The sequence below is a fragment of the Achromobacter sp. RW408 genome (assembly GCF_003184165.1).
GTDB lineage: Bacteria > Pseudomonadota > Gammaproteobacteria > Burkholderiales > Burkholderiaceae_B > Achromobacter > Achromobacter xylosoxidans.
Genome location: NZ_QHHO01000049.1, coordinates 608,476 through 615,827 on the forward strand (window position 1 = coordinate 608,476; position 7,352 = coordinate 615,827).

5 protein-coding genes are annotated in these 7,352 nt (G+C 67.0%); 2 read left to right on the forward strand and 3 right to left on the reverse strand.

What is annotated here, in order from left to right:
* The first annotated feature begins 124 nt into the window (after nucleotides 1-124).
* Nucleotides 125-2,830 carry an aminopeptidase N gene (gene pepN, locus DK459_RS22295; protein WP_049050983.1) on the forward strand — a complete coding sequence of 902 codons (2,706 nt, stop codon included), beginning with the start codon at nucleotides 125-127 and terminating at the stop codon, nucleotides 2,828-2,830.
* A 10-nt stretch (nucleotides 2,831-2,840) separates the two neighbouring features.
* The gene (locus DK459_RS22300; RefSeq protein WP_006388436.1) at nucleotides 2,841-3,860 is read left to right on the forward strand and encodes a class 1 fructose-bisphosphatase; all 1,020 of its coding nucleotides are present in this window, start codon (nucleotides 2,841-2,843) and stop codon (nucleotides 3,858-3,860) included.
* A 71-nt stretch (nucleotides 3,861-3,931) separates the two neighbouring features.
* Here the strand turns inward: DK459_RS22300 and DK459_RS22305 are convergent, their stop codons facing one another.
* The 3 genes from DK459_RS22305 to DK459_RS22315 all read right to left on the reverse strand — a co-directional run bounded on the left by DK459_RS22305 (nucleotide 3,932) and on the right by DK459_RS22315 (nucleotide 7,145).
* Nucleotides 3,932-4,153 carry a YgdI/YgdR family lipoprotein gene (locus tag DK459_RS22305; protein WP_070543275.1) on the reverse strand — a complete coding sequence of 74 codons (222 nt, stop codon included), beginning with the start codon at nucleotides 4,151-4,153 and terminating at the stop codon, nucleotides 3,932-3,934.
* A 154-nt stretch (nucleotides 4,154-4,307) separates the two neighbouring features.
* The gene (gene thrC / locus DK459_RS22310) at nucleotides 4,308-5,717 is read right to left on the reverse strand and encodes a threonine synthase (protein ID WP_110135074.1); all 1,410 of its coding nucleotides are present in this window, start codon (nucleotides 5,715-5,717) and stop codon (nucleotides 4,308-4,310) included.
* 123 nt (nucleotides 5,718-5,840) lie between these two features.
* The gene (locus tag DK459_RS22315; protein ID WP_020924485.1) at nucleotides 5,841-7,145 is read right to left on the reverse strand and encodes a homoserine dehydrogenase; all 1,305 of its coding nucleotides are present in this window, start codon (nucleotides 7,143-7,145) and stop codon (nucleotides 5,841-5,843) included.
* Nucleotides 7,146-7,352 lie beyond the last annotated feature (207 nt).

Genomic DNA, 7,352 nt, shown 5'->3' on the forward strand with positions numbered 1-7,352 from the left:
CCCATCATACTGAGCTTGGACCGCGCGGCCCGTGGAAAGTTTACGCCTTGCGACGCCTTGCAGCCCTGCGCCCGCCGACCCAGCCACTACAATAGGACTCTCGTTCATACAGGACTGCAATCCCATGCGCACCGACACGCCCGTTACCGTATACCGCAAGGATTACCAGCCCTACCCCTACGACATCCCGCAGGTTTCCCTCGCCTTCGATCTCGCGCCCGACAGCACCGAAGTCCGCTGCGTCATGCAGGTCCGGCGCAAAGCCGAGGCCAGCGCCGACGCCGCGCTGGTGCTCGATGGCGAAGAGCTGGAACTCGTTTCGGTAGCGGTGGATGGCCAGGCGCTGCCACCCGACCGCTACCGCCTGTCCGAACACAGCCTGGCGCTGTACGGCCTGCCCGCCGAGGCCACCATCGAGATCGTCAGCCGCTGCAAACCCTCGGCCAACTCCACGCTGATGGGCCTGTACGTTTCGGGCGGCAATTTCTTCACGCAATGCGAGGCCGAGGGCTTTCGCCGCATCACCTGGTTCGCCGACCGTCCCGACGTCATGTCGCGCTATCGCGTGACCTTGCGCGCCGCGCCGGCTTACCCGGTACTGCTGTCCAACGGCAACCTGGTGGCCTCGCGCCAATTGCCCGACGGCCGCAACGAGGTCGAATGGGAAGATCCGTTCCCCAAGCCCTGCTACCTGTTCGCCCTGGTGGGCGGCAACCTCACCCACCGCGAAACCACGGTCAAGACCGCCAGCGGCCGCGACGTGTTGTTGCAGGTCTACAGCGACCCGGGCGCCGAGACCAAGACCGAATGGGCGCTGGATTCCCTGGTGCGCGCGCTGCGCTGGGACGAAACCCGTTTCGGCCTGGAACTCGACCTGGACCGCTTCATGGTGGTGGCCGTCCATGACTTCAACATGGGCGCGATGGAGAACAAGGGCCTGAATATTTTCAATGCCGCCTACGTGCTGGCCGACGCGGATACCGCCACGGACGCCAACTACGAAGGCATCGAATCGGTCATCGGCCACGAGTACTTCCACAACTGGACCGGCAACCGCGTCACCTGCCGCGACTGGTTCCAGTTGAGCCTGAAGGAAGGCCTGACGGTCTTCCGCGACCAGGAATTCAGCGCCGACATGATGGCGCAGGACATGGACGAGGCCGCTGCCGCCAGCGCCCGCGCGGTCAAGCGCATCGACGACGTGGTGACGCTGCGCGCGGCGCAGTTCCCCGAGGACGCGGGCCCGATGGCCCACCCGATCCGCCCCGACAGCTACCAGGAAATCGGCAATTTCTATACCGCCACGGTGTACGAAAAAGGCGCCGAGGTCATCCGCATGCAGCACACGCTGCTGGGCGAGGCGGGCTTTCGCGCCGGCATGGACGAGTATTTCCGCCGCCACGACGGCCAGGCCGTGACCTGCGACGACTTCGTCGCCGCCATGGAATCGGTCTACACGCGCCAGCACCCGGGCCGTGATCTGTCGGTGTTCCGCAACTGGTACCGCCAGGCGGGCACGCCGCGCGTGACGGTCAAGCTGACGCACGACGCCGCGGCGCGCCGCTGCACCGTGACGCTGTCGCAGGAATGCCAGCCGGTCGGCGTCGAAAAGAAGGCCCCCGCCGGTTTCGTCAAGGCGCCATACCATATCCCGTTCGCCATCGGCCTGCTGGACCGCAATGGCCGCGCCCTGCCCCTGCGGCTCGACGGCGTGGAGCGTGACACGGCGCTGCTGGAGCTGACCACGCAGACCCAGCAATGGCATTTCGACGGCATCGACGAGATGCCAGTGCCTTCGCTGCTGCGCGATTTTTCCGCGCCGGTGATCGTCGATTACGACTGGAGCGACGAGGAACTGGCGCTGCTGTCGGCCCACGACGGCAACCCCTTCGCGCGCTGGGAAGCCGGCCAGGAACTGGCCACCCGCCAGATCCTGGCGCTGGCCGAGGCGCGCCAGGCCGGCCGCACGCTGCACGTCGACCCGGCCTTCATCGCCGCCTGGCGCGCGCTGTTGACCGACCCGGCGCTGGATGCCGCCTACCGCGCCCGCGCCCTGGCGCTGCCGTCGGAAAAGACGCTGGCCGAACGCATGCAGGCCGTCGATCCGCCGGCGCTGGCGGTGGCGCGCGACTTCCTGCGCGCCGAGCTGGGCCGGCAGTTGGCGGCCGAATTCCGCCAGGCCTTCGATGACAACCAGACGCCGGGCGCATATAGCCCCGCGCCAGTGCCGGCCGGCAAGCGCGCGATGAAGAACCTGGCGCTCAGCCATCTGATGGCCGCCGGCGAGCACGAGGCGCAGCGCCTGGCCGAGCAGCAATACGAGCACGCCGGCAACATGACCGACAGCATGGCGGCGCTGTCGGCCCTGATCAACTACGGCCAGGGCGATTTTCCGCAACAGGCGCTGGCCGCGTTCTACGACAAGTGGCGCGACAACGCACTGGTGGTGGACAAGTGGTTCGCGTTGCAGGCCGCGGCGCGCTACACCACGGTGCAAACCGCGCGCGAGCTGATGACGCACCCGGCATTCACGCTGCGCAATCCCAACCGGGCGCGCGCGCTGATTTTCCAGTTCTGCCTGAACAACGCCCGCGGCATGCACCATCCGGATGGATCGGGCTACGCCTTCTGGGCCGAGCAGGTGCTGGCGCTGGATGCGCTCAACCCCGAAATCGCGGCGCGCCTGGCGCGCGCCCTGGACAACTGGTCGCGCTACGTGCCCGCCCTGCGCGGCCCCATGCAGGAAGCCCTGCAGCGGGTGCGCGGCCACGAGGGGCTGTCGCGCAACGTGCAGGAAATCGTATCCAAGGCTTTAGAATTCGCAGCATAGGGAGAACCTCTTGAAACGTAAAACACTTACCCAATACCTGGTGGAGCAGCAACGCTCCGCGCAGGCCCTGGCCCCCGAAGTGCGGCTGCTCATCGAAGTCGTGGCGCGCGCCTGCAAGGCGATCAGCCACGCGGTCAGCAAGGGCGCGCTCGGCGGCGTCCTGGGCAGCCTCGAAAGCGAGAACGTGCAGGGCGAAGTGCAGAAGAAGCTGGACGTGCTGTCCAACGAGATCCTGCTCGAAGCCAACGAATGGGGCGGCCATCTTGCGGCCATGGCTTCGGAAGAGATGGAGACCATCCACCTGATTCCGAACCGCTACCCCAAGGGCGAATACCTGCTGCTGTTCGATCCGCTGGACGGCTCGTCGAACATCGACGTGAACGTGTCGATCGGCACCATCTTCTCGGTGCTGCACGCTCCTCACAACGTGTCGGGCGCGCCGGTCTGCGAAGCCGACTTCCTGCAACCGGGCAACAAGCAGGTGGTGGCCGGCTATGCCGTCTACGGCCCGCAGACCATGCTGGTGCTGACCATCGGCAACGGCGTGGTCGGCTTCACGCTGGACCGCGAAATGGGCTCGTGGGTGCTGACCCACGAGAACATCCGCGTGCCGGAGGACACCAAGGAATTCGCCATCAACATGTCGAACATGCGCCACTGGGCCGCCCCGGTCAAGCGCTACATCGACGACTGCCTGGCCGGCTCCACCGGCCCCCTGGGCAAGGACTACAACATGCGCTGGATCGCCTCGATGGTGGCCGACGTGCATCGCATCCTGACCCGCGGCGGCATCTTCATGTACCCCTGGGACGCGCGCGAACCGGGCAAGGCCGGCAAGCTGCGCCTGATGTACGAAGCCAACCCCATGAGCTTCCTCATCGAACAGGCCGGCGGCGCCTCCATCAACGGCACCCAGCGCATCATGGACATCCAGCCGGAAAAGCTGCACCAGCGCGTCAGCGTGATCCTGGGCTCGAAGAACGAAGTCGAGCGCGTGGGCCGCTACCACGCCGAGGACGCGGGCAAGTAAGCCACGCACGCGGCCAAACGAAAAGCCCCGGCCTGAGCCGGGGCTTTTTTCATCCAGATCCCGCGAAGGGGTTACTTGAGCTCTTCGATGGACTTCACGTCGTCCTTGTTGATCTGGACCTTCTTGCCGTCCTTGTCGTACTCGTACATGCCGGACTTCTTGTCGTAGGTCGGCTCGTCGGGCGTCACGGTCGAGGTCCCGTCCCGTTGCTGAATAACCGAGGGCGACGAGCATCCGGCCAGCACCCCTACTCCGGTCACCACCAGGGCCAACGTCATGGTCTTCAGATTCATGGGCGTGTTCTCCGATTGTGAATGGTGAATTCACTTTATCGGATGACCGCCCGGAAAAAGTGACGGCATGTGGCCAAAATGCGTATGAACGTAAAAAACCCCTCGCGGTTCACACCGGCGAGGGGTTGCAACCCCATACAACCGCAAGCTGCCTTTACACCTTGGCGTGCGCCTCGATGTAGCGGCGCACGGCGGCGGCATCGCAGTCCATGACTTCGACGCGCTGCGGCAAGGATTCCAGGTTGGCCAGGTTGCCAGGCGGCGTGGCCGGACGGCCCAGCGCGGCCTCGATGGTTTCCGAGAACTTGGCCGGCAAGGCGGTTTCCAGAACCAGCATCGGCACGCCGGGTTCGACGTGCTCGCGCGCGACCTTGACGCCGTCGGCGGTGTGCGGATCGACCAGCACGCCGGTCTCGTCGTAGAGCGAACGGATGGTGGCCAGGCGGTCTTCGTGCGTGCTGGCGCCCGAGACGAAGCCGTACTGCGCCTCGAATTGCGGCTTGAGCGCCGACAGGTCGAAGAAACCATCGCGCGCCATGTCGGCCCACAGCGCCTTGACGCGGTCGGCGTCGCGGCCCACCAGGTCGAACACGAAGCGCTCGAAGTTCGAGGCGCGCGAAATGTCCATCGACGGGCTGGAGGTGGCGTAGGTCTGTTCGGCCGGGCGCGGACGGTAGATGCCAGTGCGGAAGAACTCTTCCAGCACGTTGTTCTCGTTGGTGGCCAGCACCAGGCGGCGCACCGGCAGGCCCATGCCGCGGGCGATGTGGCCCGACAGGATGTTGCCGAAGTTGCCCGAGGGCACCGTGAACGAGACCTGCTGGCCCGGCTTGTCGGTGGCGCGCAGCCAGCCGTGGAAGTAGTACACCACCTGGGCGGCGATGCGCGCCCAGTTGATCGAGTTGACCGCGCCCAGGCGGTACTTGGCCTTGAAAGCCAGGTCGCCGGCCAGCGCCTTGACGATGTCCTGGGCTTCGTCGAACACGCCGCGCACCGCGATGTTGTGGATGTTCTCGTCCTGCAGCGAGTACATCTGGGCGCGCTGGAACGCGCTCATGCGGCCGTGCGGCGACAGCATGAACACGGCCACGCCGCGTTTGCCGCGCAGCGCGTATTCGGCCGCCGAACCGGTGTCGCCGGAGGTGGCGCCAACGATGTTGAGCGTGGTGCCGCGGCGGGTCAGCACGTATTCGAACACCTGGCCCAGGAACTGCATGGCCATGTCCTTGAAGGCCAGCGTCGGGCCTTCGGACAGCCCCAGCAGCGACAGGCCGTCGTTCAGCGGACGCAGCGGGACGATGTCTTCGCTGTTGAAGATCTGCGGGGTGTAGGCGGCGCGGGTCAGGCGGCGCAGGTCCTCGGCCGGGATGTCGGTGGCAAAGCGCGACAGCACTTCGAACGCCAGGTCGGCGTACGACAGGCCGCGCCACGATTCCAGCGTCTCGGCCGAAATCTGCGGCAACTGTTCCGGCACGGCCAGGCCGCCGTCCGGCGCCAGCCCTTCGAGCAGGATGTCGGAAAACGGCAGGGGCGCCATGCCCCCCCGCGTAGAAATGTAGTTCATGTCATTGACTCCACAATGCACTGCGTCCCGCCAAGCCAGGCCGCGCGGAGCCGGCTCCGCCGGGCCGCCGCCGGTGCCCCCTTGAGGGGGAGGCGCCGCGGGCGCTTCGGGGGTGGGCCTTCCTCATACCAAATGCTCCACGCGCAGGCGCGTGACCTTGGAACGGACAAAGGGCAAGGCCTCGATGCGCTCGATGGCCTGGTTGACGTTGCCTTCCACCGCTTCATGCGTCAGGAAGATGATGTCCGCGCCGCCGATGTGCGAAGGCTGCTGGATCATCGAGCCGATCGAGATGGAGCGGTCGGCCAGGAGGCGCGCGATGTCGGCCAGCACGCCCGGCTGGTCGTCCACGCGCAGGCGCAGGTAGTACGACGTGCTGACCTGCTCGATCGGCAGGATCGGCGTGTCGGCCATGGCGTCCGGCTGGAACGCCAGGTGCGGCACGCGGTTGCCCGGATCGGCGGTGTGCAGGCGGGTCACGTCGACCAGGTCGGCCACCACCGCCGAGGCGGTCGGCTCTTCGCCGGCGCCCTGGCCGTAGTACAGCGTCGGGCCGACGGCGTCGCCCTTGACCAGCACCGCGTTCATCGCGCCTTCGACGTTGGCCAGCAGGCGCTCGGCCGGCACCAGCGCCGGATGCACGCGCAGCTCGATGCCGTCGGCGCGGCGTTTGGTGATGCCCAGCAGCTTGATGCGGTAGCCCAGGCGCTCGGCGTGCTCGATGTCCTCGGCGGCCAGCTGCGAGATGCCTTCGATGTACGCGCGGTCGAACTGCACCGGCACGCCGAAGGCCAGCGAGGCCAGCAGCGTCAGCTTGTGCGCGGCGTCGACGCCTTCCACGTCGAACGTGGGATCGGCTTCGGCGTAACCCAGGCGCTGGGCCTCGGCCAGCACGTCGGCGAACGGCAGGCCGCGCGAGCGCATTTCCGACAGGATGAAATTGGTGGTGCCGTTGATGATGCCGGCGACCCACTGGATGCGGTTGGCGGTCAGGCCTTCGCGGATGGCCTTGATGATGGGGATGCCGCCGGCGACGGCGGCTTCGAAGGCCACCATCACGCCGCGCTCGGAGGCCGCGGCGAAGATCTCGTTGCCGTGCTTGGCCAGCAGCGCCTTGTTGGCGGTGACCACGTGCTTGCCGTTGGCGATGGCTTCCAGCACCAGCTCGCGCGCCAGGGTATCGCCGCCGATCAGCTCGACCACGATGTCGATCTCGGGATCGCGCACCAGCGCGTGCACGTCGGTGTCCACGGGCAGCGTGTCGCCGACGCGGGCGCGCGCCTTGGGCACGTCGCGCACGGCGGCGCGGGTCACTTCAATGCGGCGACCGGCGCGGCGCGCGATCTCTTCCGCATTGCGCGACAGCACCGTCCAGGTGCCGCCGCCGACCACGCCCAGGCCGAGCAGGCCCACTTTCATGGGATTCATCGCGGCGCCCTCCGCGGGCGGGCGTTGAGGCGAATTCATTTCATTTCTCCATAATGCGGGCGCTACGCCACGCAAGCCACGCAAAAAACGGCTGCCCCCGTATCGGGATGCCGCGGATCCGGCTCCGCCGGTCCGCAGGCATGCCCCCTCGAGGGGGAAGCGCCGCAGGCGCTTCGGGGGTGGGCCTACCTTCGGGGGGGACCTTAC

Coding starts and splice junctions, on each gene's coding strand:
- pepN (WP_049050983.1), top strand. CDS start 125: ATGCGCACCGACACGCCCGTTACCGTATACCGCAAGGATTACCAGCCC.
- DK459_RS22305 (WP_070543275.1), bottom strand. CDS start 4,153: ATGAATCTGAAGACCATGACGTTGGCCCTGGTGGTGACCGGAGTAGGG.
- thrC (WP_110135074.1), bottom strand. CDS start 5,717: ATGAACTACATTTCTACGCGGGGGGGCATGGCGCCCCTGCCGTTTTCC.
- DK459_RS22315 (WP_020924485.1), bottom strand. CDS start 7,145: ATGAATCCCATGAAAGTGGGCCTGCTCGGCCTGGGCGTGGTCGGCGGC.